Annotated in this window: 22 protein-coding genes, 1 other RNA gene and 2 pseudogenes; 11 read left to right on the plus strand and 14 right to left on the minus strand. The window is 41.2% G+C overall.

The genetic code is table 11. The features are described from left to right. From QW71_RS09615 to ssrA, 3 genes and pseudogenes are all read left to right on the plus strand, one after another. A pseudogene (locus QW71_RS09615) lies at nt 1-433 on the plus strand (hypothetical protein); the annotation flags it as partial. A 226-nt stretch (nt 434-659) separates the two neighbouring features. Beyond that, a complete protein-coding gene (gene smpB, locus QW71_RS09620) occupies nt 660-1139 on the plus strand; it encodes an SsrA-binding protein SmpB (RefSeq protein ID WP_039296783.1) in 480 nt (159 codons plus the stop codon). 201 nt (nt 1140-1340) lie between these two features. Beyond that, nucleotides 1341-1705, plus strand: a transfer-messenger RNA (tmRNA) gene (gene ssrA / locus QW71_RS38490). On the opposite strand, the gene QW71_RS09625 is transcribed toward ssrA, so the two are convergent. The 9 genes from QW71_RS09625 to QW71_RS09665 all read right to left on the minus strand — a co-directional run bounded on the left by QW71_RS09625 (nt 1666) and on the right by QW71_RS09665 (nt 11028). Then, nucleotides 1666-3225: a recombinase family protein gene (locus QW71_RS09625; protein ID WP_039296784.1), complete on the minus strand. Its 1560-nt coding sequence runs from the start codon at nt 3223-3225 to the stop codon at nt 1666-1668. The genes ssrA and QW71_RS09625 overlap by 40 nt on opposite strands. A gap of 328 nt (nt 3226-3553) precedes the next feature. Next, entirely contained in the window at nt 3554-4012 is a 459-nt protein-coding gene (locus QW71_RS09630; RefSeq protein WP_039296785.1) for a RadC family protein, read from the minus strand. Beyond that, nucleotides 4005-4382, minus strand: a complete 378-nt coding sequence (locus QW71_RS09635) for a hypothetical protein (RefSeq protein ID WP_039296787.1) — start codon at nt 4380-4382, stop codon at nt 4005-4007. Before QW71_RS09635 ends, QW71_RS09630 begins: the two co-directional genes overlap by 8 nt. A 169-nt stretch (nt 4383-4551) precedes the next feature. Next, nucleotides 4552-6030, minus strand: coding sequence for a hypothetical protein (locus tag QW71_RS09640; RefSeq protein WP_052769952.1), 1479 nt, complete (start codon nt 6028-6030; stop codon nt 4552-4554). A 12-nt stretch (nt 6031-6042) separates the two neighbouring features. Continuing rightward, nucleotides 6043-6633 (minus strand): hypothetical protein, encoded by a 591-nt coding sequence (locus tag QW71_RS09645; protein WP_039296789.1) that lies wholly within the window; start codon nt 6631-6633, stop codon nt 6043-6045. Nucleotides 6634-6741: 108 nt separating this feature from the next. Next, complete coding sequence (locus QW71_RS09650; RefSeq protein ID WP_039296791.1) at nt 6742-7161, minus strand: hypothetical protein; 420 nt, start codon at nt 7159-7161, stop codon at nt 6742-6744. Nucleotides 7162-7475: 314 nt separating this feature from the next. After that, complete coding sequence (locus QW71_RS09655; protein ID WP_039296792.1) at nt 7476-8417, minus strand: hypothetical protein; 942 nt, start codon at nt 8415-8417, stop codon at nt 7476-7478. A gap of 237 nt (nt 8418-8654) precedes the next feature. Beyond that, nucleotides 8655-9959, minus strand: a complete 1305-nt coding sequence (locus QW71_RS09660; protein WP_039296794.1) for a copper amine oxidase N-terminal domain-containing protein — start codon at nt 9957-9959, stop codon at nt 8655-8657. 64 nt (nt 9960-10023) lie between these two features. Then, nucleotides 10024-11028 carry a hypothetical protein gene (locus tag QW71_RS09665; protein WP_039296795.1) on the minus strand — a complete coding sequence of 335 codons (1005 nt, stop codon included), beginning with the start codon at nt 11026-11028 and terminating at the stop codon, nt 10024-10026. A 161-nt stretch (nt 11029-11189) separates the two neighbouring features. On the opposite strand from QW71_RS09665, the gene QW71_RS09670 reads away from it, so the two are divergent. Next, on the plus strand, nt 11190-11537 hold the full coding sequence (locus QW71_RS09670) for a helix-turn-helix domain-containing protein (protein ID WP_039296974.1): 348 nt from the start codon (nt 11190-11192) through the stop codon (nt 11535-11537). Nucleotides 11538-11544: 7 nt separating this feature from the next. Here QW71_RS09670 and QW71_RS09675 read toward each other — a convergent pair whose 3' ends face one another. The 5 genes and pseudogenes from QW71_RS09675 to QW71_RS09695 form a co-directional block, all read right to left on the minus strand. Next, nucleotides 11545-12573 (minus strand): hypothetical protein, encoded by a 1029-nt coding sequence (locus tag QW71_RS09675; RefSeq protein WP_039296796.1) that lies wholly within the window; start codon nt 12571-12573, stop codon nt 11545-11547. Nucleotides 12574-12613: 40 nt separating this feature from the next. Then, nucleotides 12614-13108: a hypothetical protein gene (locus QW71_RS09680; protein ID WP_152679727.1), complete on the minus strand. Its 495-nt coding sequence runs from the start codon at nt 13106-13108 to the stop codon at nt 12614-12616. 706 nt (nt 13109-13814) lie between these two features. Continuing rightward, a pseudogene (locus tag QW71_RS37005) lies at nt 13815-15266 on the minus strand (IS1182 family transposase). Between the two features lie 137 nt (nt 15267-15403). Next, nucleotides 15404-17554 carry a type II restriction endonuclease gene (locus QW71_RS41960; protein ID WP_063776442.1) on the minus strand — a complete coding sequence of 717 codons (2151 nt, stop codon included), beginning with the start codon at nt 17552-17554 and terminating at the stop codon, nt 15404-15406. Between the two features lie 94 nt (nt 17555-17648). Next, nucleotides 17649-17984 (minus strand): hypothetical protein, encoded by a 336-nt coding sequence (locus tag QW71_RS09695; protein WP_039296799.1) that lies wholly within the window; start codon nt 17982-17984, stop codon nt 17649-17651. A gap of 40 nt (nt 17985-18024) precedes the next feature. Between QW71_RS09695 and QW71_RS09700 the strand changes: the two genes are divergently transcribed. The 7 genes from QW71_RS09700 to QW71_RS09730 all read left to right on the plus strand — a co-directional run bounded on the left by QW71_RS09700 (nt 18025) and on the right by QW71_RS09730 (nt 25133). Beyond that, nucleotides 18025-18447 (plus strand): very short patch repair endonuclease, encoded by a 423-nt coding sequence (locus QW71_RS09700; RefSeq protein ID WP_039296800.1) that lies wholly within the window; start codon nt 18025-18027, stop codon nt 18445-18447. Nucleotides 18448-18593: 146 nt separating this feature from the next. Then, entirely contained in the window at nt 18594-20501 is a 1908-nt protein-coding gene (locus QW71_RS09705; RefSeq protein ID WP_039296806.1) for a DEAD/DEAH box helicase, read from the plus strand. Nucleotides 20502-20504: 3 nt separating this feature from the next. Continuing rightward, nucleotides 20505-20933, plus strand: coding sequence for an EcoRII N-terminal effector-binding domain-containing protein (locus QW71_RS09710; RefSeq protein ID WP_039296808.1), 429 nt, complete (start codon nt 20505-20507; stop codon nt 20931-20933). After that, a complete protein-coding gene (locus tag QW71_RS09715; protein WP_039296810.1) occupies nt 20930-22543 on the plus strand; it encodes an ATP-binding protein in 1614 nt (537 codons plus the stop codon). The genes QW71_RS09710 and QW71_RS09715 overlap by 4 nt, the downstream gene beginning before the upstream one ends. Next, complete coding sequence (locus QW71_RS41280) at nt 22533-23381, plus strand: HNH endonuclease (RefSeq protein ID WP_235441433.1); 849 nt, start codon at nt 22533-22535, stop codon at nt 23379-23381. The genes QW71_RS09715 and QW71_RS41280 overlap by 11 nt, the downstream gene beginning before the upstream one ends. Next, nucleotides 23378-23872, plus strand: coding sequence for a hypothetical protein (locus QW71_RS09725; RefSeq protein WP_039296811.1), 495 nt, complete (start codon nt 23378-23380; stop codon nt 23870-23872). The genes QW71_RS41280 and QW71_RS09725 overlap by 4 nt, the downstream gene beginning before the upstream one ends. After that, nucleotides 23862-25133, plus strand: coding sequence for a DUF6575 domain-containing protein (locus tag QW71_RS09730; protein WP_039296812.1), 1272 nt, complete (start codon nt 23862-23864; stop codon nt 25131-25133). The genes QW71_RS09725 and QW71_RS09730 overlap by 11 nt, the downstream gene beginning before the upstream one ends. Nucleotides 25134-25190 lie beyond the last annotated feature (57 nt).

Raw genomic sequence — 25190 nt, forward strand, 5'->3', positions numbered from 1 at the left:
GGACCGCCGGGGCGAAGCCGGCGGTTCGGGTGCTCCGCGCGAGCGTGAGCGCGGCAGAGGCCGCGGCGGAGACGGCGGAGGCAGTGCCGGGGGACGCGGCATTGCCTTCGGCTTCGGCTCCGGCAAGGGCGGCTACGGCGCGCCAAGCGGGGGCGGAGCCGAGCAGGCGGGCGGTGAGCTGCGCGGCGTGGACGCGAGCACACGGTTCCGCAGCCGCGAGGACCTTGGCAGCGGCTTCGGAAGCGAAGGCAACGGCGCAGCGCCGGAGGGCAAGAGCCGCCGCAAGAAGAAGAAAGGCGGCGTCTTCATCGGCACTTCTGTGACTCCAGGCAACGTGGAGACCACTAATCCGGCACCGGCAGGCGCTGGCGACAAGAGCGGCAATCCGGAGGGCGGCGGCCACAGAAAGCGCAAGAAGAAACCTCAGGCCTAGCCTGGATGAATAGAGGGCACTGTTCCTTTAGGGGGACAGTGCCTTTTTAGAATATAAGGGGACTTCTATTTCACCTGAAACGTAGCACTTCCTGACACCCTTATGTCAAAATGATTGCTGCGGGATAGAGTGATCCTTCCTTGCGCTGCCTGCTTGGCTTTTGATACAATATAGACCTGGTGTCCATTCATAACGGGCCGGGAATTCGATTCAAGGAGTGACTTTCATGGGTAAAAAAGCAGACGGGAAAGTGCTTGCCCAGAACAAAAAAGCTTCCCATGATTATTTTATTGAGGATACGTATGAAGCGGGTTTGGTTCTGACGGGTACAGAGATCAAATCGCTGCGTAACGGCCGCGCTAACATCGGGGACGCTTTTGCTACCATCCGGAACGGTGAGATTCATATTCACAATATGCATATCAGCCCTTTTGAACAAGGAAACCGTGCTAATCCTACCGATCCGACACGTACACGTAAGCTGCTCATGCACAAGGAACAGATTCACAAGCTGCTGGGCTCGTCCAAGCGCGATGGTTTCACAATTGTGCCGCTGAAGATTTATGTGCGCAATGGCTATGCCAAGCTGCTGATCGGCCTTGGTAAAGGTAAGAAGGAATACGACAAGCGCGATTCCGCCGCGAAGCGTGATGCTCAGCGTGATATCCAGCGTGTGCTGCGCGACAAGCAGAAGATCGCCCGCTAGACTGGTAACCACCTTGCGCCCAATTGTTCCAGATTCGACCTTCAATTCCTTTAACCTACGTGTTAAAGTGTTGATAAATGTGCTATACTGTGTAAGTAAACTTATTGCTTCTGAACAGCCATCTTGATCAAGATAGCTGTGAACCGGATCAGCATTTATGCTTGTCATTGATCCGTTAATCCGAAGCGCCCTTTCTAATGAGGGGCCGTTCTTGGATTCGACGGGGATAGTTCGAGCATGAGTAGCGAGTAGTGGGGACGCGTCCGCTTCATCAACGCTAAAGCCTATTAAACGGCAAACAACAAAACAACTACGCTTTCGCAGCCTAAGAAACTGTGCGCGTGCTTCTACCCTGCATCGCCCATGTGACAGGGATAGGGGCTAACAAGTAGTGGGATACGCTGTCTCATCTCCGCCTGCGGTGAGCTGAAGAAGATAATCAGGCTGACCCAACGTATAGCCGGTTACGGGGCGATACTCGGGTGACATCAAAACTGTAACTACACTCGTAGAAGCTTATGTGCCGTTATCTTCGGACAGGGGTTCGACTCCCCTCGGCTCCATCCTGTAAATCCACAACATTCAGTTTAAAGATGACATCTACATGTTCTTTGTAGATGACGACCTTCTTCACGTAACTGCCGATGAACTTCTTGATCTCCGGTATGTTGCGGTCAGCAATTTCATCTTTGAACCGGGAAAGCAGTTGTCGCAGAGTATCCTCTGTGATGGCTGCTTTTTCTTTTATAGGAGGTTTGATTTTCGAGAGTTGCTGCTCTATCTCTTCCCTTTGTTCCTCCAAAGAATTCATTTTCTCCAGAAGGGCGGAATTCGCAAAACCGTCCGCCACCGCCTTAACGATGTTCTCCACTTGCCGGGTAATCCCATCCAAGGATTTGCTCAAACGTACTTGCTCGCCTTTATGCTGTTGATCTTTGGAGGCCTGGAATTCATTTAGCTGCTTTACGAGAATTGGAATCGCCTGATCGTTGAATATTTTCTCCTCAAGCTGCGCCAAGACGTAGTTTTCAATGTATTCTCTTCTTAGCTCCGGGTTTTTGCATTCCTTGGTCCGGTCTCTGTTACCGCAGCGATACGTTACATACTTGAGCTTATTCCTCCCGCTGTACTTGACGTTTCCGGCCATTGAATACAAAGTGCCGAGTTGTTTAAGGCACTCTCCGCAATAGCACAATCCGCTCAGCAAATACATTTCTTTTGCCTTATAGGAACCAGGACGCCCTTGATTATTTTTTATTTTTTCCTGAGCGGCCCAGAAGTCTTCTTTGGATATAATCACAGGCATACCACCCTCAATCCGAATGACGTCTTCATCTTCCTTTTTGCGGTTGCTATTTCGTTTACCTGCGGCATCCTTGCTGTCTGTCAGGTTGTAGATATATACTCCAGTATACTTTTCATTGTTAAGAATGACGGGGAGACTGCCCTTGCTAATAGGTCGTCCATAGCGAGAGCGGTATCCTTTCTCTGCAAGCTCCCTGACAATCTGGTTGTAGCCGTATCCGGCTAAGAACATGGAGAACGTCGTCTCTACAATTCCCCTTTCCTCTTCATTAATAAGATAACGCTTGGTTACCGGATCGACAGAGTATCCGATAGGAGGAAGGCCGCCTGTATGTTTACATTGGTATGCCGTTTCCTTCATGCCTTTCATTACTTCACGTGCAAGGTTTCTGGAGTAATACTCAGCCATTCCCTCAATTACTGATTCCAGGATACCACTCTCGGGGGAATCATCCAGATTCTCGGTCACGCTGAGAAGCCTTACTCCGTTCAAATTCAATTTTCGTTTATAAAAGGCACTATCATAGCGATTTCTACTGAACCGATCCAACTTGTGCACGATAATAAAATCGAACTTGTTATTCCCGCTGTCCGCTATCATTCTCTGAAATTCGGGACGCTTATCTGATGTGGCAGATTTGGCTCTGTCAATATAAGTCTCTACTATGACATATCCTTTCTGCTTGCAATAAGCTTCAATAGCCCGCAGTTGCGCGTCAATAGATTCCTCCCGCTGGTTATCTCCAGAGAACCGTCCGTATCTACCTACTTTTTTAATCATTGCTTTCTCTCCCCTTGAAGTATGATTTGCAACAGTTCCCTTTCGGGAACCATTGCAATAGTACGAAATTTAACGAGGACGCTTTAAGATTTTATCCAGTAACTCAATTGCAGGTTCGTAATAATTTTCGGGTGTCTCCCGGGTTTTTCCGGAATTCTTCCAGGAGAAGGAGTCAGGTTGTGTGGCATATTGGTTTAAATTTTGACGAGAGACGCGGGTAGAGTACAACATATGCATATCACCTCTTACTTTTTTTGTTTGCGATGGTCAATAATTTCAAAGACAAGCTGGGTGACTGCGGTTATGAGGGTAAGTATCGCTTTCTTCATTACATCAGCCCCCGTTCTTTCAAGCTGACAAAACTGCCGTCGCCAATGATGATATGATCTAATAGCTCGACCCCAAGAATTTGCCCACAGTGCACGAGCCTATTATTCAGCTCAATGTCCTGAGGACTTGGTTCAGGTACACCAGAAGGATGATTATGACCGGCGATAATTGCCGCTGAGTTAGCCAGGATCGCCAGCTTAAAGGTCTCCCTAGGATGTACCAGAGATGAATTCAGAGTGCCGCAGGAGACCTGGTGTAGTGCCGTAGGCTCATTCTTTGTGTTCAGACATAGGACACAGAAGCATTCGCGGTCACAATCCTCAATGAACTGACGGAACAACTCGGCAGCATCTTCAGGCTTGCGAATGGCTCTTTGAGGATAGAGTAGCGAAGGCTTCTCCCGTACCATGCGAAGCGACACAATTTGAATGCGCTTGGCGATTTCTTTTTTATTCATGTTCAGGTGTTCTCCCTGCCTGTTCAGCCAGCCAGCCCAGTGTCTCGCTGTCCATAATGGAAGCCGGAACGATATACTGAGCCAGCCAGTCGTTGTCCAGCAGGACACCCACTCTAAAAGCCAAGGTTTCTGTAATTTCAATAGTCTCGGCGTACTCCAGTCCCATAGCATGCACCTGCAGCAGTATCCTCAGAGAGTCACCGGGTTCACACAAAATGAGAGGATTCCGAAGCAAATGATCTTGCTCATCTCCTGGTTCTGCCTCTGACTGCAAGCTTGTAAACAGTTCGGAAACAAAGTTGCAGAGGTCCTTCGGGTAGATGTCTGGCATTAAAGCATTTAATTCATTCAATTCTTGGATAATAATCATGATCTTGATGTTGCCCCTTTCAATAATTAATTTGGCATCAAGATCATGATATTTATATCAAAATACAGTAAATACAATTTAGAATATTTGGATCAACAAGTCGCGCTCCTGCTGTAGTAAGCGAAAGATGCGAAAGTTGCGACAGTAGAGTGGCGAATAGATGAAGAAACTAACTTTCTCTTTTTTCGATTTCGATCACCTTCGCAAAGCCTTTATTCCGAATATCATAATAGATACCGTATTCCTCCAGATTGGATCGGATCTGCTGCAAACGGATGCTCAAAACATGTGCTGCTCTGGGCCATAAGCGAGAGCGAGTATTGATTTTCTTGCTCAGGGCAATCTGCTCCAAGACACCTAGAAGTTTGGATACAGAGCCTTCCCATATAAATTGCTCCTCCATCAAGAAACAGATTGCCGTGGCAACGGGATTTGAACTCATGACTTCTTCGTTTATCCGGCTGCGATTCTTCTCGTAGGCTTGGAGGAATAAGTCGCCATCAACGTTGGCAGCTTGAGCAATGGCATATCCCCAACGGGTGAAATCCGCCATACGACTTAAGGCTGACAAGTGAACTTCAGGATAAGTCACCATTGCCTTGCTTATAAGCTCAAATATAGCACCCAGAATTAGAGGCTTATCCGCTTCGAACACTCTCCAAATCTCCGCTTCTTCCATCCGGTCATGTTCGTCTATACGCTCCAACTCAAGAAGGATGGCGCGATCCAGAAAATCCGAACGATTGGCTACAACACCGATACCGTTAAGTGTCAGACAACCTTTAAAGGAAAGAACGGTTTCATCATCATCCGTAAACAACTTTCGTTTTGAAATGCTGCCGCCGGTTACTGCCATGCAAAGAAGATCACTGGTCTCTGGCCGTAAAGTATCCATATTGTCGAGGGAGAGCATGAACTGCCTGGATAGAGATAAAGCCAGGTTTGTCGTCCCCTTGGGCATAAAAGCAATGTCTTGGTGAGAGGGATCGACAATGGAACGAATCATTCTTGCAGTAGTTGTTTTAGCAGCACCCTTCTCCCCAGAAAGTATAAGAGCAGGATGTGATATGTTGGGAATAAAGCAGGTGACCAAGTAGATCATGAATAACAGGCCATCCAAATCATTTTTAATGCGTAAATGATTTAGAATGTTGCTCAGTTTTCCTCCGTTTTGGGGCATCACCTGTGTTTTGGTTAAAGCCGTTCGCTGGAATAACAGAGGATGCTCTCGTGTAATTTGGTATCCTTGCTGGGTAATCTGCACATGCTGCCATTGTGAGTCAGCCAAGTCGTAGTATATAACACCCTCCGCCTCTGCAACGCGGAAGAATAAGGGATGTACTTGATTCCTCATATGAGCCTGTGCCTCAAGTAACTGTAAGGTCTGTCTGATAGCCTCAGCAGAAGGGGGAGTACCTTTCTCTTCAAAATAGCGAACGAACAGCCACTGTTTAAAAGATTTACCACCAACTTTATGAACTACCTTTGAACCGGTTGATTCAATTGAGGCGTACGGTTCATGATGCTGGTCCAAAAAAAGATTGGCTACCGAGGCCATACGGATGAGAGCATCGGTTGGATTTTCTTTGGCACCCTCTTGGCTCACCTGAGTAGATTTATCGTCGGGTTGAATGTGAATGTCTTGCATGACACCCCTCCTTTACATAGTTCCCCACTTATGTGTCTCTGGCCGAACACTGCCGATTTTTTTCTTTCTCGGACGATTTGGCGCTATATCTCCAGTTGGTGGGATTTTTTTTACTTGGGGTGAGGGCGGCGCAATCTCAGTAATGCTATTCTCAATAGTTTTGGTTGCTATTACTGGAGTAGCATTTTGTTGTATTTCTAGCTTTTTGGTTTGAATAGGTAGTTCCTCATTTTTAAGACCTTGAAGCGGACGGAGTGTTGCTACAGAGCTGTAAATCCTACCTTCTCGTTCTTCCTCTTCAACAATGACTTCCACAGCTCGTCCGACAAAGCATTCACATTCAAACTCCTCTCCGATTTCCGGGAGAACATCGAATTGCAAACAAAGATTGTACATGGGATCGCCCTTATCCCAAAGCAGAGGTATTTGTTTTTCCGTTGTTATGTGCTGTTTATTGATCTGGATTTTGATTTTCAGCATCAGAACCTCTCCAATTTCAGAAGAGCCTGTTAGAGCTTTGTCAAGGATATCCCAATTATCAATTACTCCAGAATATATTCCCGCCGACGGTCTACTTATGGTGCGTATAATTGTCTTCTTCATCTTAGAATCCCCGCCTCTCATCATTTAAAGTATGTTATATTAAGGGCGAGCCCAGGATGCGACCCTGGACCCGCAGTGATTGTGAGCGCCCGGCCTTACGCCGGGCTTTTAATCTTGATCCCAGTCGTTTTCCGGGTATTTAATTCTGGATAACTGAAGTTCATCAGCATAGATCTCTTCAGTTGATCTGATGGCAAAGGTGCCGCAATCACACGTGCTGAAATACAGTGTGACTTCGGCTTTCGGCAATCCGTGAGATTCCAGTTGGTCAGAGATTTTATTCTCTCTGTAGGCCAAGACGTCGAGCAGGTCGGCGAATCGAACCATTGGGTCGCGCTCGATGTCGTTTAAGCAGGTGATGCTTACACGCTCAGTTCCAAGGTGTACCGTTGAAGCATAGTAAGGGGCGATGTTGAGCAGAAAAGGTCGTAACTTTTCAATATCGCATTTGAAGGCATCAGGAAAAGTAAGCAAAAGACCTTCTTCTAACGCCGGATTGTTTTCTGTAATAATTCCCGCATTAATCATTATTATTTCCTCCTAGAATTTAGTTTGATGGGGAAAATCATTTTATTTAAGGTGCTCTAATCTTCAATTCCATCACCTCTTTTAAACTTAATTTTCAAAGCATTTAATTTTCAAAGATCAACTTTCAACTACAATATTTATATTATAGAAAAATACTAAAGGGCTCTATTGGGATTTTCGTGATCATTTTTTCTCATAAAATTAAATTTTTTATAGGTAAGACTTAAATGCTAGAACAAAATCAAATTTCAATAGCCCATAAAATTTAACAGAATAATCAAAACCCCCTACAGAAAAAGTAGGGGGTTAGTTTCCTAGAGGTTGTCTTCTTTGGTGGTTTTACTAAGAGTCATAATATTAAGTTCCCGTATCTTTTCCATCAGTTTTTTGAAATCCTTCTCATCAATAGAAAGATCATCAGATACTTTATACTTGCCTTGAAGATAGTCAGCGACTGCCTTCTCTAATTGTTTTTCGGTGACTTGGTAATCTTCAGGTGCAGCCTCGAAAAATCCATCTATTATTTCGTTCGTTAATTGGAGGCTTTTTATGGGGAGGGAAGCTACTTCTTTACGCCAATAAATCATACTTCTCTTAATAAAATTCAAATAGTGGTCAGCATAAAATGCACGCATTTCTATATTAGGTAACTGAGTGAGCAAAAGTAAATCTTTATAAAAATGAGTATCCAGTAGCTCATCCAATTTTTTCTTTGTATCTAATATTTTCATTAATATTTCAAAATTAGTACTTCTCTCTATTTTGTATTTTTGTATAAGTTGTTCGGTAGTTGAAAGATCTTTTAGATCATCCTGTAGTATTTCAACAAATTCACGGAACTCATCAAATTTAATCATTTGAAAGTTGTTTGTCCGCATTCTTTTGTGAGTTTTATTATCGAATGTTTCTTTTGCTAGAGTTTTTATTTCACTAAGTTGAAAGGACTTGATTTTTTGTGGGATAAAGCCTGCAGATTTTTTAATGCCTTTACTCTTCAATACTTTAAAGATGCGTTCATGAAAACGATCATAATCATAAGAAAATGATTCCTCATCATCAGTTTCTTGTAGCTTGTTAACTATCTCTTTTATAGATAGGGTTTTAATTTGCTGTTGTTGAAACAATTCAGTACAAATAAAAAAATTAAAAAAATTTATTGTTGCTTCGTCAGACTGTTTATCGCCTTCTTCATCACCAGATAACATCTTAACATTTGTTTCAATAATTGATCTTAGCAAATCATTTGTTTCTTCCATTTAGTGAACCCTCCGTTTGATGTTTTTTGCAATTATAATCATAAAAGTAAAATCTACTTTTTCGTTCGTTCTTGTTAAGAAAATCCCCCTTTATAAAATAATCTTCAAAACGTACGCTGTTATATCAGGAAATTTGGTATTCGAAGCATTAACCAAATTTATTATACTGGCTCTAATTAAAAGAAGCTAAAAAAGCATTGCCCGTTGAATGGGCAATGCTTTGAAGAAATTTATTATCTATTCATTTCTATAAGAAACAGATTGTATTGTCTCGCCTCTATCGGTAACTACCCGAACGAAGAAAGACCCATTTGTCGGGGTAAAGATGGTACCGGTACTGTCCATAAAAGATAAGAAAGGAATCAAAATACCTTCGTATCCTCTGCTAGAAATAGTTGTTTTAATGGTTGGAGTAAACGTATAATCCTGAATTTGTACGCCCTTGATCTCCATGCCGGTCAAGTAAGGGTCAAAGATTTTCAGTCCATCGGCACTGAGGGTCAACTGTAGGCTGTCCATTTTCTTCTGTGCTTCTGCCTGTAGTTCAGGAATGACAATCGTGCCACTCTGAGAACGAGTCGAGCGGATGTCATACTCCTGGGACGAACTGAGCAGATTACCGGCAATTAAAATAGTCATGGGTTCGGTCTGCTTACGGCCTAAGGTATCCAAAGTGTCCACACTTCTGCTACCCACCGGAATCCCGTTCACGGTGATGTTATCCCCAGCCTTGAGCGCGGCCGTTCCAAGGTAGAAGATTTGAAAATACACGCTATCCTCCCAACTCTCCGTGATCTCCCGGTACTTTCCGCCATCGTGGGCAACTACTCCGGTTACGGTCTTGCCATTGCTCAGGCTGATTTTCTGAATACTGTCGATCTTCAGGAAAGTGAAATTGACAATCGTAGAGCCGTACTTGGCCCAATCGCGAGCAATGTCATTCACGGCAATGGCCTTTGCTACCTTATCAAGAGACAGAGGATCAGTGGCCGAACCGAAAAAGGCGGATTGGTTATTGGAGAGTGTCTGTTTGGCACCTGTACTAAGCTTGAGTCCTCCCCCATACTGATCGAGGGCCAGTGACAGCGTGGCGATTCCATCCGTTGATGTAGAAGCAACAGTGGTAGTTCCGTTTGCAAGGACCACCGTGTTATTTTTGAAACTCACACTGTACCCGAAAGCTTCGGCTACCGCCCGGGCTGGAAGATACACCTTATTTTGAATGGACTGAGCGGGCACCTCCAATTGCTTGAACAGTTTTCCGTTAAGAGTGACTTGCTTCTTGCCAACTGTTACGGTCACAGTCTTGTCTCCCTTGATTGCTGTGACGGTCTGCGTCTTGGCATCCCACTTGATTTGGACGACACCCAGGGCGTTGAGCAGCTCCCGCAGGCTGAAGAATGTGGTACCTTGACGGATGAAGGACTGGCTTGTGACTAGCGTTCCGTTGACGTTGAGCTTGACCGAAGCTGCGGAGACTGTGCCGCTTAGAAGAGTTAGGGCGGCGACAGAGGCGATAAACAATGATTTGAGTTTTTTCACGAAATAGTATGCTCCTTTTGTAATGAATGTGGTTTGAACCAAAAGCTGAGTGAAAAGCGAACTACTATTCAGCCTTCGCTATAGAACTAAACTGAAATACTCCCTGATCGACTTGAAGGGCAGTATACGTCCATACGTTGTCGGTCATTTTCTCTGTACCGTTCAACGCAATGACCTTGATTTGTTCCCGTACCCTCATCGTGAGCACACCATTCTCCTCGTCGAAGGATGTCGATTGTATCTCGTAATCGGCTAGTTCCTCACGGGTGCCCTTCTCGCTGAGCTTTTGAACAAGTTTTTGTTGCTGAGTGTAGAGATCGCTGTCGTACAGCAAATGAATTTCCACCAAAGAAAAATCCCCAGTGTTGACGGCTTCGATTATGGAGTTGAGGTATCCCAGGTAGTTGTCCTCAAAGATGAAGTCGTCAGACTTGCCGTTGCCGCCTTCGATGGCTGGAGTGTTCTCCACAGGTTTAGGTTCAGCCACTGGGGGAACAACGGTTACGTTCTGAGAGGCTGACAATCCGCCTTCAAATGATGTAATCCGGTATACGGCGTTTTGTCCCACATTGAAAATGAGTTCGCTCACTTCCTGGGGTTGGACGACGAAGCCAACGCGGAGTGTTCGCTGACCGCCTGAAAGGACAGTAGCTGTCTGATTGTCAGCGGTCTCTACGGTTTCAGCTGTCGGATCGTACTCTAGAAGCTCCTTATTAACCGTAAGTAGGTTAAATGCTCGTCCCGAAACGTCCAAAGGCTGGTCAGTTCCGTTTTGCAGCGTAATGTCAAACACCAAGTATTCATGATCAAAGACGTCCTTGGTAATCTCGGCCCTGTTAATGCTAATGGCAAGACCCTTATACCCATCTTTCCAGTAATGTCCAGTGTTTGCCGATTGTGTTGCAGAAGTTGTGGTATCAGGCGAAGGCGGGATGTTGGATGTTGCTAGTGGTGTGTTGGCCTGATTCGGAGAATTCGTTGCTGCTGGGATGGAAGCAGGGCTTTCTTTCTGTCCACAGCCAGACAAGAGAAGCAGGGATATCAATAGAGTTAAAGGTAATAGCTTCATAATTAGATGTCTCCTTAAAAATGGTATGGAAAATTAGTCCAAACAAGATCAATCACATTATAACACCAGTAGTTCTTTTGGGGTATATTTTTAAATAAAATACCCTATCGTCCCTTGGTGCCTTTTCTTTACTGAAATAAGGTTGGCATAGGGTGATGATCTTGAGCGAAATTATGAAAAAGGTCGGACAAGGAATTCGACATTTCCGCAAACAACGCAAAATGAGCCAAGAAGAACTTGCACATTTGGCTCAAGTACATGAAAGTTACATGGGGAAAATAGAAAGATCAGAGAAGGTTTGTTCTATTGAAGTGCTCGAAAGAGTCACAGGTGCTCTTGGCATTTCATTAGAAGCGTTTTTTCGTTATGTCCAACCTCTTGATAGTGTCAGACAAGAAGAATTTACAATGGAAGAGATTGTTGATCAATTACGAGGGCGTAATGAAGAGGAGCAAAAAAGGGTTTTGAGAGTAATTAAAGCACTATTTGAGGATGATCGTAAGGAATGAGTTAAAGTTAGGGTTGTGATATATACCTCTGATTAATTTGTAGCTTCTCTCCCTCATGAAGTAGGTAGAAACGCATGTCTCTTGTGGACTGGTTGGCCTGTTCAGTAAAGGCGCGGCTGATCTCAGGCTTGTCAAACACCCAAAAGTCTCTTTGCCGTTGCTGGCTAAAAAGGCTTATAAGTGCGTAATTGAAGCTGGCCTCGTTGCAGATTCCGGCGGTTCCCACAGGCAGCATACCAACAACCTGGCCCACAGTGAACTCTGTCGCGGAATTACTCATTACCTCCAACGAAAGAAGGAAGCAGGCGAACAGTACATCGCAGTTGGCGCGCCCGATGATCTGTTCCGTCCTGAAGCGCTCAGAAGTAAGTCCATCCCAAGTAAAAGTGCGAATGGTGGGTTCTGTGGTCCTGAAGTCCGGCGACACCAACTTGTAGGCATGCCTGTTGCCGTAGGCCTTCAAGAAACGATCAAGCTTGATTCGTGAATAGTCTTTATAAGGCATCTTGGGGAGGATAGATCGAAAAAAGATTTTGTAATCCTCTAGATTGGTGTATTCCAGCCCCGTACTTCCCGCTTGTTCGGAATGACTTATTTCCTGAAGTAGTTCCCGCATAGCTTCCATTCGGTGGCGATCTACAAGTTCAAAATCCTCCGGACGTTGAAGGTGCAGTAAAAATGCTGCTGCAGAGAAGCCAGTGTTCCAATCTGGAAGATGATCCTGCCAGAAGCGAAATATCTCCTGTGACTCTGCCGAAGCTACTGGCAAGAACTCCTCCCAGGTTTTGAAAATTGCAGAGATTGTACGCGACACGGAAGAAGGTAGGCTCTCGCGCTGCCAGCATCCGAAGTGCCAACCCAGCGCCTTTTTGAGAAGTGGGAGCGGTACAGTAGCCGGATCACAGAAAATAGGATACCAATCCAACATCGGTTCTACAGGGTACCTAGCATAGGGAAAACGCGTCATCTGTTCGTCGATACGATCTTGAATAAAGGACGATAAGGACCGTTTTTCTTTTTCGCTTAGTGTGTTCATATCATGCTCCTTTCCAAATATAAGGTAGTATGACTATCTATCATTCCTTGTTCAGCCCCTCATTGAAATAATGTTCAAAGGGATCCTCAATACTCTTCCGTCGCTCGGCCTCCATAGCTTCGTGTACATCCAATCCCTCGGCTGCTGCCTTCCTGGCTTCGTCCGAGATCCACAATGGATTAGCTAATGCTGACACCCAATCTAATGCCAACTCATTCGGGCTCCCCTCGATCATCGGCGGTTCATCAGCTAGAGCCTGCTCATCAAGCAGACGAAGTTCTTCTCCTTCTTCAATAATATCGAGTTCGGTCCCATCCCAGTATGGATTGATTGAATTCCCCTCCCGGTAGGTCAGTGCTACTCTCAATCTCCAGATTGTTTCTTCGGTAACGTTTTTGTCTGTCATCCTCCGGATGGCAACGGCCAGCAGGTGAATGGAGCCGTCGTAATCCAACGTTTTCTTTAAAAACTCCAACATCCTTTGTCTCAGTGATTCGCTTGTGTAAATATCTTCGTTTATACCTGTCTCCTCCAAACATTTTGGTTTCAAAGATATGATATTTATTTATGGATTGCCGCGCTGCGGAAAAAGCTACCCGTAAGGGATCGTAAAGGGATGTCTAAAGGGAATTAACTAAACAGAAATGTCGCATAAGTCTTGCCCGACTATGTATTCTAAAAATAAGAAATATAATGTTTGTAATATACAAGCGAAATGAAAATTAATGGTTGCAATATTAATAGGAACTATTAATATTGATAGATGGTTTCTGTTGATTTTTAAAACAGCGGTTAAACTCTTTCCGCTGTTGACGCTATTGTCGCTTGAAAGGAGGAGTTCGAAATATTGTATTGGAGAAAATTGATTGCTACAAGCGGAGAGAGACCTGTACTAAATGCTATAGACATTTCGGTTAAAGGTTTGGCTTATTTAATGAGTAAAATCTAAATCAAATAAGTTTAGAGCCCTGAGGTTAACATGTGCTTTAGAAGATGCTTTAATTTCTATTCATATTTGAAAGTGTTTTAAGTGTGTTAAAGTTATTGTTTACAAGAAAGTACAGTGAGATGAATATATTTCTATAATGGGCACAAATTTAAAAAGAGCAGCCCCCTGTATAAGAGGCCACTGAAAAACTAGCGTTTCTTAGAAAAAGTACAAACACACATCACAAAGACGACGTCTATTCAGTTCTCTGAATAGACATCGTTCTTTTTTTATCTATTTTCTTTTAGTTTGGTTACTCCATGAGTCTCAATATTCGTTTTAAATTCACAGCGAATATCGCCATAGCTCCCTGAATTTCCATGCCAATCAAACCCGAGGAGGATGCAACATCGTACCCGTGTCTGTGCTTGAGTTCGCTATTTTTAGCTTCAATTTTGTATCACTCTTTAGCTTTGGTCTTAAACCCTTCACTCTCCTGAAACACAACTTGCTTTACATGCTCATGGCTCTTTATGCTCACCGAGTACGTTTTGCTTTTTGCACCTTCTTTGTAGCACCCTTCCTTCAGCGGGCATTGTTTGCACTTTTCAATATCAAAATGGTAGGTATCCCTTTGGTTTTTACCCTGGCCTTTTTTCCCTTGCCGTGCTCTGCGAATCGCTAAGTGCCCGGCCTTACAGACATACCTTCCTGCATCTTTGTTAAATTCAAACTCGTCTTCCTTCTTGCGGTTTCCCTGCGTAATCATCGGATTTAATTTGGACACAAGCTCAATTTTATGTTCTGTACTGTAAGCAATATTGTCTTTTTCGGAATAGGCAGTGTCTCCAATCACGATTTCCACGCTCATGCCTGCGGCCTTGCTCTTTTCAATAAGGGTCTGTAATTCTTTCCCATCCGACTTTTCACCTGTGGTAATCGTCGCTGCCGTAATGATTCGTTCTTCGCTCATCGCAATATGCGTTTTGTATCCGAAAAAAGAGGAGTCCGCACTTTTGTGGCCCACTTTGGCATCGGGATCGGTAGAGGTTTGCAGATGTTCTCCATCGTCAACAATCGTCTCTTTCAACAAATTCAACGCTTCGTTTACCTTGGGCAATCCTGTGAAACGTCCATCCTTCTCAATGACCGCTATGAGCTTCTGACTATATTCAATTTCATCCTCTACTACATCCGTAACAGGTTTAATCGGAAAGGCACTTTTCATGGATTCATCGAAGCTATAGATTGCTTTTCTTACCTTTTTAGATCGTTCCCGTAGAACTTCTTGTGGGCTTCTTTGGGTATAGCGGGCTTTGGTGTGGGTGGCGTCTACAATGATGGATTTGCTGCGAATAATACCTTTTTGAATCGCAATCTCCACCGTTTTGCCAATAAGTAAATCGAGTAACTTCATATCTTTTAGCCGTAACTTACGGAATTTGCTTAGTAGGCTGGAGTCAATGACTTCTTCCTCTGGAGCCATATGTAGAAAAAACTTGAACGACAAATCCGTTTTGGAGCGTTCCACTAGATCGGCGTCGGACAAGTCATGAATGGATTTGAGTAGGAGATATTTAAACATTCGGACCGGGTCTACCGCCGTTCGGCCATTATCTTGGCAATACCTTTCGTTTAATTCCTCATAAACAAAGCTAAAGTCTACCAACTCGTCTATGCGTCGCAGCAAGTTATCTTTTTGAATGAGTATACTGTACAACTCGATATACGGGCTCAAGATAAAGCTTTGCTGCTCAGGAAGCATGAAGACCACCAGCCTTTGAGTGTGATCCTTTCATTATATCGAAAAAAAGAGACATCCTTTGTATAGAATGTCTCTTAAGGTTCTTAATGGACTTTTTCAGTGGCCTCCTGTATAAGGACCGCTCTTTTTAAAATGACTTAAATCATCAATGTATTTTGCTTATCAAGAACCATTTCACAAAAGGAGTTTACAGTTAAGATTTTATTTGTATATTCTTTGGGGAAATATTGATGATAATTCTTGGGGACGACTAATATAACGTTGGCTTCCTCCATCTGTTTTAACTGTTCTTTTGATATGCCTTTTTCCAAGGTGGCGAGGTATTTGGTTTTTGTTCTTTCTGCTTCATCAAGAATCTGTCTCCATCTATCTTTACATGTTGTTTTTGCCCCGAGGAAAGTAAGTTTTTCAACGGGGAAGTCTTTATCTTGATACTGGTTATTTCCAGGAAACATGAAGTCAGGTTGCTTATTTAGCTCACTTTTACCTGGGTGAGAAAATATTAACCCCCACTTCTCAAATATGAAATCCAAATGATGTTCAAATGACTGTCCGGCACGTTTCTTTCTTCGGTTAAGAGCTGAACTTGCGAAACGGAGCAAAGCATCAATATCTTCAAATGGACTATCAAAATCTTCTTTATAAAGTGATCGTTCTAATTCCTTGAATATAGTATACTCAATGTCAATCCATTCCAGTAGCATATCGTCAGTTGCTTCTTTAACGAAATTTCCACCATTATATTTTTTGTAAAAGTTGAAATATATCTCTCTGGCCCGATTTGCTATTTGAATAGTATTGGGAAATTTATTTTTGTTTACCGTATACTCATTTATAAGGTTTTCTAAAGTTGAATCGTAGGCTTGGCTCTCCAATCCATATGTCGCTGAGTTGTTTACAGGAGACAAGGCAAAAGTAGCCATGAATGCTTCAGCATCATCACCTGACAGGACGTATCCTAAATATTCTATATCACTGACTTTAATAAGGATAAAAAGGTCACCGACATGATTCTCCGTAAACAGAGGGAATTTTCTTCCGAATTTGGTGATTCGATATTCATTTTTACTTCCATACCATTTAAACATATTGCTTGTTGGAATATCCAGTTGCTCCCAGAATATTTTTACTTCGCGTTCTTTCTTAACACCTCTAACTCCAGGTTCATCAAATAAAAGCGGCCACGCACTTTTGGAGATATAAAATCCGTTCTGATTCCCTCCGGTTAGTCCCGTATCATTCGCAGAAAGATATTTGCAATAAAATTTCCCATATTGAGAAGCTCTTGCAATTACCTCGTCTCTAATATTTTCGAAATTGAATTCACCTCTATAAAAGTCAGATGAATGTTTGTTTTCAATTAATGAGTCAATCATATTTGCGGCAATTCTCTCAACAACCGGTACTGATACCGAATTTCCAAATTGTTTATAGGCAGAAGTGTCAGCTACCACTATTTTAAAGGAGTCAGGGAATCCCTGCAGTCTTGCGCATTCACGAGGAGTTAGTCTTCGCGGGTTTTTCCCTGTTTGTGGTATGAGAATTTCAGATCCATCCTTATAATATCTTGCAGACAAAGTTCGTGAAGGCCCATTCAAATTGACTAGGCCAAATCCAAAACCGTTTCCGGCTTCTCGATGTTTATTGGCGTAGTCTTGAAGATATTTCCATAGTTTATCGGTAAGAGTATATTTCTCAGGAACATCCTTTTCCAGTATTGTTTCTATAGCCACTCCTCTCCATGGGAGAAGTGGAAATTCAAATTCAATAGGTTCTCTGAAACCGACCATATAAATTCTTTCCCTGTGTTGCGGTACAAGCCCCTTTGCGTCCAATATTGCGGCATAAAGCTTGTAGCCAAGCTCCTTTTCGAGCACTTTTTTAATTGTTCTGAATGTTCTCCCTTTATCATGGGAAACCAAATTCTTTACGTTTTCCAAGAGAAATGCCTTTGGTCGTTTATCCTTTAGAATTCTGGCGATTTCAAAAAACAGGGTTCCTTGTGTTTCATCCGCAAATCCATGTTCCCGACCAAGTGAATTTTTTTTGCTGACTCCGGCAAGGCTGAATGGTTGGCAGGGAAAGCCCGCCAAAAGAATATCGTGATCCGGAATAGATAGGGTTTGCACATCTCTTATATCGCCTACAGGGGCTTCTCCAAAGTTTTCTTTATAAGTTACTTGGGCTTTTGCATCCCACTCGGAAGAGAATACACATTCACATCCGTGCTTTTCAAATGCAATTCTTAATCCTCCAATACCGGCAAATAGATCTATAAACTTGTACATTAGTTGACCTCTTTCTTAAAGACTTTCAGTTGGCATAGTTATTTAAAGTATAACACAATAAACTATACATAGAATATATGTTCCTAAGATACGATTAGGATAATATAGAGGGATTTGGAAAAGTTTTAACTGATATTGGTTCTCCTGTTGAATCTAAAATCACTAGGTGAATAGAAAAAGTTGATAGATATTCAATCATTTCGCCCATTGGTTTAAATGAGTCTATTGTAAAATTAAAGTGATGAAAATTGTTATTATATTTGGACTGGGAGAAGTAGACTATAAGTATGAACCCCGATGGATGACTTTTAATTTTAAAGATAGCTTTTGGTCTAAGTTGTCCTGCCAAAAGTTCAGATGTTCCTGTGAAATAGGGTAAACTAAGTAATAAGTCGTTGTTTTCAAATTTGATTTCACTATAACTTTCCATTGCTAACCTCCTAAAGAAAATTTATATGGGGTGAAACTTAATGACCGATATTGTAAGCAAAGAAACGCGGAGTAGAATGATGAAGAATATAAAATCAATTTCAAAGCTTGAAGACAGAATTGCCCACTCTTTATGGAGAAAGGGGTACAGATTTAGAAGAAATTCAAAGAATTTATTTGGAAAACCAGACTTATCAATCAAAAAGTACAAAATAGTTATTTTTATAGATTCTTGTTTTTGGCATATGTGTGAGGAGCATCTGGTTTTACCCAAAACAAATGCAGAATTCTGGTTATCCAAATTAGAAGGGAATCGTCTAAGAGATATTAGAGTTGATGAATATTATGAAAATGAAAAATGGTACTCAATGAGAATTTGGGAGCACGAATTTAAAAAAGATTTTAATACTGCAGTTGAAAGAATAGCAAGGTTCATTGACAATGTGAAAGATGTTGAAAATTAGTGCTTGCATAGTTCCAAAGTTTGATATTTTCTTTGATGATTCAGGATATATATGGTATTTTAAGGGTAGGGTTTTAGTTTGAAGATTCAATTCTAGTGGAAATTGTCTTTTGTGGAATATATAGGGAGTGAAGAGGGGTTTGCCGTATGAATAATTGGAGGGTTTCGGATAATGACATCTTATATATAGAAATGAAGACCGGCGATTTATACTTTCCTAATTCCAAGGAAATATTTTTGTCTGAATTTAAGTCTATACCACCTATCAAAAATAGTCCTACAGAGAAGCCATCCGTAGATGTTGATTTTCTAGAGTTTTCAAAGATTCCTTTATCATTGGAATTTGTGGTGACCAGACAAACTGAGGCCGAAAATAAGTCGGAGTACCTCCAGTTATTTTTGCAATGCAAAAATAATAAAGAAAACTTTATTCCGGATGGAATGAATATTATTGAAATAGATTACATTATATACAAAAATGTATGGTATCCCTTTGAACAGGGTGCTATAGAAGAAATCAGAGATCTTTTAAAACTTGCTAATATTTTGTCGTTAGGACGAATTTCCCTAAAACAGTATCTCATCCTTAGAAATAAAGCGCCTCATTTGTTAAATGACATTGCTTTAAAGAACCAGAAGCCGTTTTACTTTGAAAACATCATTAATTCCGAGGATGAAATCCCATTTTTTAAAGGGAAACTCTATCCTTATCAATTTCAGGGGTACAGGTGGCTTAAAATGATTTCGGAGGAAGATGCAGGCTGCATACTTGCAGACGAAATGGGCTTGGGTAAGACAGCACAAATAATTGCGCTTCTTTCTAATGAAAAGGATCATGCAACAATTCCGTCTCTCGTTATTGCCCCTGTTTCTTTAATGGAGAATTGGAGAAGGGAAATTGAAAAGTTCGCTCCTGAAATAACAACGGTAGTTCACCAAGGAAATAACAGAACCGGATTTTTTCATGAACTACGAAAATTCGATCTGGTGATTACAACATATGATACAGTTCTTCGGGATTTGCCAATGCTACAAATGCTCAACTGGAACTTGGTTGTACTTGATGAAGCTCAGGCTATAAAGAATCCATATGCAAAAAGATCCAAAGCTGTAAAACAGGTTCCAAGAAGAACCTCAATTGCTGTTACGGGTACTCCTATCGAAAATAGATTGACTGATTTGTGGTCTATAACAGATTTTGCTTTTCCAGGTTACCTAGGCAATTTAAAAGATTTCGAGATGACATATACTGAGGATATTGATGGAGCACAAAATTTGGAGTCTGTGATTTCCCCAATAATGTTAAGAAGAAGAGTTAAAGAGGTTGCTGGTGATTTGCCACCCAAGATAAATATTCCACAAGTTTTACAAATGAATGACGCCGAGGCCGGACAATATGAGATGTTAAGACAAAGGATAATTGATGAATATGGAAAAAATGCTTCATTGATATCACTTATTAAATTAAGAATGTTTTGCTCCCATCCCATGCTTCAAATGGATGAATATATTGATCCGTCGCAATTTATGAAATACCAAAGAATGTTGGAAATAATAGAAGAAATAACTTTAAACAAAGAAAAAGCGATTATTTTCACTTCTTTTAAAAGAATGTCGGATATTATAGTTTCAGATTTAACCAAGAGATATGGATTCTTTTGCGATTTCATTGATGGCAGAGTTCCTGTAGATGAAAGACAACTTAAAATAGATGCTTTCTCTAAAGAAATGGGTTCTGCTGTTCTGGTTTTAAATCCAAGAGCTGCAGGAGCAGGATTGAATATCACAGCAGCAAACCATGTAATTCACTATAATCTTGAATGGAACCCAGCAGTTGAAGATCAGGCTTCTGCGCGTTCTTATAGAAGAGGCCAAGAGAGACCTGTAAATATATACAGGCTATTTTATGCAAATACGGTTGAAGAAGCTATTGATCTTCGCTTGGATAGAAAGAGACAATTATCTGATACCGCAGTTATAGGGAATGACGGAACTTCCGGTGATTACGAAGATATTTTACAGGCATTGTCTATGACGCCAATTTCGGAGGGATAAAATATGGATACCAAAATACCAAGTGCAATTTCCAAGTTCTTAAGTCCAAATGATACAGGGGAAAACAAGGCACATCAAGCAGGAATTCTTATTCCTAAAGACGAAGAGATACTGTCTTTTTTCCCCAATCTTGGACGTGAGACGAAAAACCCTAGAACTATTTTGAGTTTTGAAGATATGTCGGGGGAGAGCTGGAGTTTTAACTTTATTTATTATAACGGAAAACTTTTTGGCGGAACCAGAAACGAATACAGATTGACTGGAATGACAAAATTTATTAAGAGTAACAATTTAAAGGCCGGGGACAAGATTATATTCCATCGAACTTCTGGGGACAATTTGCTGATAAAACATCAGCGTATGAATAATATAACAGGCGAAGGTAATGGGAAATTAAAATTGAGCAATAAATGGAAGGTGGTAAATATATGAGCACTGTAACAAGATCACTTCATGTTCCTCCTGATGCAACGAGAATGATTGAGGGTCTTAGAGATACTGGCTATGAGTTCAATACTGCTATGGCAGATATTATTGATAATTCTATTGCTGCTGGTGCAACATTGGTAGATATAAGAATATTGATGGACTTTATCGGCGATATAAGCATCTATATTGCAGATAATGGTTCTGGTATGAACGAAGCAGGGTTGATTAATGCCATGCGTTACGGTTCGAACGAAAGACCTGACCCAGGAAGCCTTGGAAAATTTGGATTGGGACTTAAGACAGCCTCTACAGCTTTTTGTAGATCTCTCTCTGTTACAAGCCGTTCGAATAGTAGTTCCGATATATTAAAGGCACGATGGGACTTGGATCATGTGAGCCAAATTCAGGAATGGCAGTTATTATTCATGGAACCGGATAAAGATGAGGTGGAGATGCTGGATGCAACCACATGCGGAAATTCCGGCACTATAGTATCTTGGGAAAAAGTTGATAGAGTTTTAAAATCATATTCTGACCAAGGCGGTTCCTATGCCCGCAAAGCACTTGAAAGAATTCAGGATAGCTTGGAAGATCATATCTCAATGGTGTTTCAACGTTTTCTGGACAAAGATTATGATCGCGCAAATGATGTCACAATTCGTTTGAACGGGAAAGAAATAATAGCTTGGGATCCATTTTGTTCTGATGAACCTTATACGGAAGTTGTGGCAGAAAGAGCACAGGAAGTAGAGCTCCCGGATGACCAGACTTCATCATTTTTTATCAAGGCTTACGTTATACCCAGAAAAGAACAATTTAGCAATGAAGAAAATTCCAAGAGAGCCAAGTTGACCAATGATCGTCAAGGTTTTTATATATATCGTGAAAATAGATTAATACATTTCGGTGACTGGTTGGGAATGTTCAGAAATGAGCCACATGGAACGTTGCTGAGAGTAGAGTTCTCTTTTGATCATACTTTGGATGATGCTTTCAATGTAGATATTAAAAAGTCTAAAATTCTATTAAATGATGATTTATATAATTGGCTTAAAGATCAATTTCTGCCTGCTCCGAGAAGAGCAGCAGACGACCGTTATCGTAAGGGTATAAATAAAGGCGTCGGAAAAGTCGCTAAGGGTGCGCATGATGTTTCGAATTCGGGCATAGGTTCCAAGGAGAAAGCCTTGGAGATGGCAAAAATTGAAGTTACTGATCCAGCTAATAATGAAGTCGAGATTACAAATGGGAATGGCAAGTTTAAAATAAAATTGCCCATCATAGAGCCTGCAAAAGAGGGCGAAGTGCATGTCGCTGCTGTTGATTCCCTGGATGACGGATTGCTATGGGAACCGTGTCTGATCAATAAACATCATGCTGTAAGAATTAACACTTCACATCCATACTATCATAAAGTGTATGTTCCCAATCTCTCCTCTGGTGTGACAGTACAGGGGATGGATTCCTTGCTTTGGTCGATGTGCGAGGCCGAGCTTGGAACAATTAATGAGGAAACAAAGTATCATTTAAAAGAATTAAGATACGAGGTATCAAGATTACTTCGAAAATTGGTGGAAGATTTGCCTGAACCGGAGTTGAAAGATGATAAATAAAATTAATACCTTGTATGCAGAAACTAAATTAGGTGAATTATATGGGCTCGCCTTCGGTATTACCGAAGGCGATAAATATATTGATATTAGACCTTTAGATTTGCATCTTGGAGAAGGATTTGTGGTAAGAATTCATTTTACTTGGAGAAGTTTAATATGCGATTTTTTACCTGATAATTATGCGACCTCGCTCATCAGAGCTATGGGGGATGCTGCAAATAATCAACGGGAGTTGTTCTCGAAAATTTCCACATCTCTAAAAAATCGTTCAAATGTTCAATTTGAAATGAGTATAAATGGTATATCAGTGAATCCGGAGGATAATTCGGAGTGGCCGTACACTTGGAGACAACTATCCTTGTCATTAAAGATAATGCCGTTTGTTTTTGAGAATCTTACTACAAAGGATAATGAAAACATTATTATAGAATGGGGAGGGAAACTACTCTCCATGATTCTTACTTTACTTCCCATGGAAGAGATTCCGGAGGAAGGAAATACTACAGGGCTTCCCGAAGGTGCCGTAACACGAATCGAAGTGAACAAATACGAGAGAAATCTTATAAACAGACAGACTTGTTTGCTTATTCACGGTACCAATTGTAAAATTTGTGGGTTTGATTTTGAAGCAAGATTTGGAGAGATCGGTAAAGGATATATACATGTCCATCATCTGACTCCCGTATCCTCTATTGGCCCGGACTACATCATTAGCCCGGCGGATGATTTATTGCCAGTATGCCCCAACTGTCATGCTATGCTGCATAAAAGAAACCCTCCTTTCACAATTCAAGAAATTCGCGAAATTATTAATAAAACAGGAAAGATTCTTTCTTGAAGGTATATAAAAATTTAAAATGCATACAATTCTTTGGAATGGGAATGATTGTTTTGACTAATGGGAATGTTGAAAGATATTATATTGATTTGCCTGAAGCTTGTCCTTTGGATGGTGCACATAAAGTTGATAATGATATCAATGTTTATAGGATTGTCGAGAACTTTAAACCTAACGAAGATGATTTTCAACCACTCGGGCTAAAAAGATCAAAAGGGTATTTTAAAAAGAAAAGTCAACTTCTTTATTGTAAATCTTTAGCTCTATCAGTTCTTGGTGATTTTACTGATGCAGAAAACGCCAAAGCAAGTATGAGTATAAGATATAGCAGTCAAAGATTCATTGCAAAAGGAACAATTACACCAAGTTGTGGGAGAATAAGCAATACTCCAGGTCCTATTGGTAATTCACATATTAGCTGGTGGCCTTTTTTTGGAGTGAATCCTTGTTTGTCTTTTGAAGTGGTAGGAGGAGAGACTGATGGATCTTGATATAATTTCAACACCACTGGGAGATTTATTTATTATCAATATTCTTTTATTTATTGATGAACCTAAAATATTTACCTGTAAAGATGAGAATGATTTTTTTTATTTGGCATATTTCATTGATGAACATGACGAACATGATGAATGGTTTTTTGTAGAGATAAGTGATAAAAGGTCACGCGAAATTGGTTCCGGTAAAATATCAATTAAGCAAGTTATTATGAAGCCGGAAACCCAATGGGTGTGGAAAGCTTTTCTTGCATATGATGAAGATAGTAATTCTACTGTAAAGAAAATTCATGCATCCCAAATAGACGAAAATGATCTTCCGGAGAAAGATATAAACGTTAATCTTAACCCAATTCAAGTTGATACTGATACTTCAGGAAGACACATGAGTAAAGCTGAAAAACCCAAGGGGATTAATGAACAATTAAGCACATATAGAATTGATACATATCCTACGGAACTTCCAGATAGAAAAAATAGAACCGTAGAAGAATCAGTAGCAACTGGACGTGATGTTTTGGATTTATCCTTAAAAATAAATAATAATTTTTCTGCCGAATTGGATCTAGGCATATTAGGAACAACGTTATCGACTACTCAGGAGTTGTTGTATCTTCTTGACGATAGCTGGACAGGTAGAAACAAAGCACCCGAAAAGGTAAGGAAAAGAAACGCACTTAATGTCACAACGTTATTTGCTGCATCTTTTGGTATACGAATTAAATCTCAGACTTATGCAAATGATGAAGGTTTTACGGAAACGTCCGGAAACCTTGAGCGGTTTTTGGATTTAATTAATAGCAGTAAAAATACAGATTTGTTGGAAATGAAACTGAAAATGCTTAAACCTAAAGCGGGCTTACTATTCAAAGAACTTCTCAAAATATTTAATGAGCATCAAATCGAGCCCAAGATTGAGCTCGCTAATCCTAACAGTAAATATCAAGAAACCAAATTAACCAGTATTCAAATCTATAGGGCGGTCAGCACGATCAATTATATACCCGAAGAGCAAAGTGAGGTTTTAGAGGTACAGGGTACTCTGGTGGGTTTAGCACTCCTCAGTCGCAAATTTGAATTCAAAACAGATAGTGGAGAGCATTTTTCGGGCAAAATAATAACTGAATTAGATCAAGATAGGTATCAACTTCCTATAAGAGTGTCTGCAAAGTTTTTAATGAAAAGTTCAATAAAGAGTTTAAATGGTAAGCAAAAAGTATCCTACGAGTTATTAGAAATGCTGAACATAGAATAGTTATAGATCAGAACGATATAAACGTATACCTATGAATACGGGCTATGGGGTGTTTAC

This window comes from Paenibacillus sp. IHB B 3415, assembly GCF_000802655.2.
Classification (GTDB): Bacteria; Bacillota; Bacilli; order Paenibacillales; family Paenibacillaceae; genus Paenibacillus_AQ; species Paenibacillus_AQ phytohabitans.

What these genes read in the sequence shown, in the direction of transcription:
- smpB (WP_039296783.1), top strand. Translation starts at nt 660, where the DNA reads ATGGGTAAAAAAGCAGACGGGAAAGTGCTTGCCCAGAACAAAAAAGCT.
- QW71_RS09625 (WP_039296784.1), bottom strand. Translation starts at nt 3,225, where the DNA reads ATGATTAAAAAAGTAGGTAGATACGGACGGTTCTCTGGAGATAACCAG.
- QW71_RS09630 (WP_039296785.1), bottom strand. Translation starts at nt 4,012, where the DNA reads ATGAATAAAAAAGAAATCGCCAAGCGCATTCAAATTGTGTCGCTTCGC.
- QW71_RS09635 (WP_039296787.1), bottom strand. Translation starts at nt 4,382, where the DNA reads ATGATTATTATCCAAGAATTGAATGAATTAAATGCTTTAATGCCAGAC.
- QW71_RS09640 (WP_052769952.1), bottom strand. Translation starts at nt 6,030, where the DNA reads ATGCAAGACATTCACATTCAACCCGACGATAAATCTACTCAGGTGAGC.
- QW71_RS09645 (WP_039296789.1), bottom strand. Translation starts at nt 6,633, where the DNA reads ATGAAGAAGACAATTATACGCACCATAAGTAGACCGTCGGCGGGAATA.
- QW71_RS09650 (WP_039296791.1), bottom strand. Translation starts at nt 7,161, where the DNA reads ATGATTAATGCGGGAATTATTACAGAAAACAATCCGGCGTTAGAAGAA.
- QW71_RS09655 (WP_039296792.1), bottom strand. Translation starts at nt 8,417, where the DNA reads ATGGAAGAAACAAATGATTTGCTAAGATCAATTATTGAAACAAATGTT.
- QW71_RS09665 (WP_039296795.1), bottom strand. Translation starts at nt 11,028, where the DNA reads ATGAAGCTATTACCTTTAACTCTATTGATATCCCTGCTTCTCTTGTCT.
- QW71_RS09675 (WP_039296796.1), bottom strand. Translation starts at nt 12,573, where the DNA reads ATGAACACACTAAGCGAAAAAGAAAAACGGTCCTTATCGTCCTTTATT.
- QW71_RS41960 (WP_063776442.1), bottom strand. Translation starts at nt 17,554, where the DNA reads ATGTACAAGTTTATAGATCTATTTGCCGGTATTGGAGGATTAAGAATT.
- QW71_RS09695 (WP_039296799.1), bottom strand. Translation starts at nt 17,984, where the DNA reads ATGGAAAGTTATAGTGAAATCAAATTTGAAAACAACGACTTATTACTT.
- QW71_RS09700 (WP_039296800.1), top strand. Translation starts at nt 18,025, where the DNA reads ATGACCGATATTGTAAGCAAAGAAACGCGGAGTAGAATGATGAAGAAT.
- QW71_RS09705 (WP_039296806.1), top strand. Translation starts at nt 18,594, where the DNA reads ATGAATAATTGGAGGGTTTCGGATAATGACATCTTATATATAGAAATG.
- QW71_RS09710 (WP_039296808.1), top strand. Translation starts at nt 20,505, where the DNA reads ATGGATACCAAAATACCAAGTGCAATTTCCAAGTTCTTAAGTCCAAAT.
- QW71_RS09715 (WP_039296810.1), top strand. Translation starts at nt 20,930, where the DNA reads ATGAGCACTGTAACAAGATCACTTCATGTTCCTCCTGATGCAACGAGA.
- QW71_RS41280 (WP_235441433.1), top strand. Translation starts at nt 22,533, where the DNA reads ATGATAAATAAAATTAATACCTTGTATGCAGAAACTAAATTAGGTGAA.
- QW71_RS09730 (WP_039296812.1), top strand. Translation starts at nt 23,862, where the DNA reads ATGGATCTTGATATAATTTCAACACCACTGGGAGATTTATTTATTATC.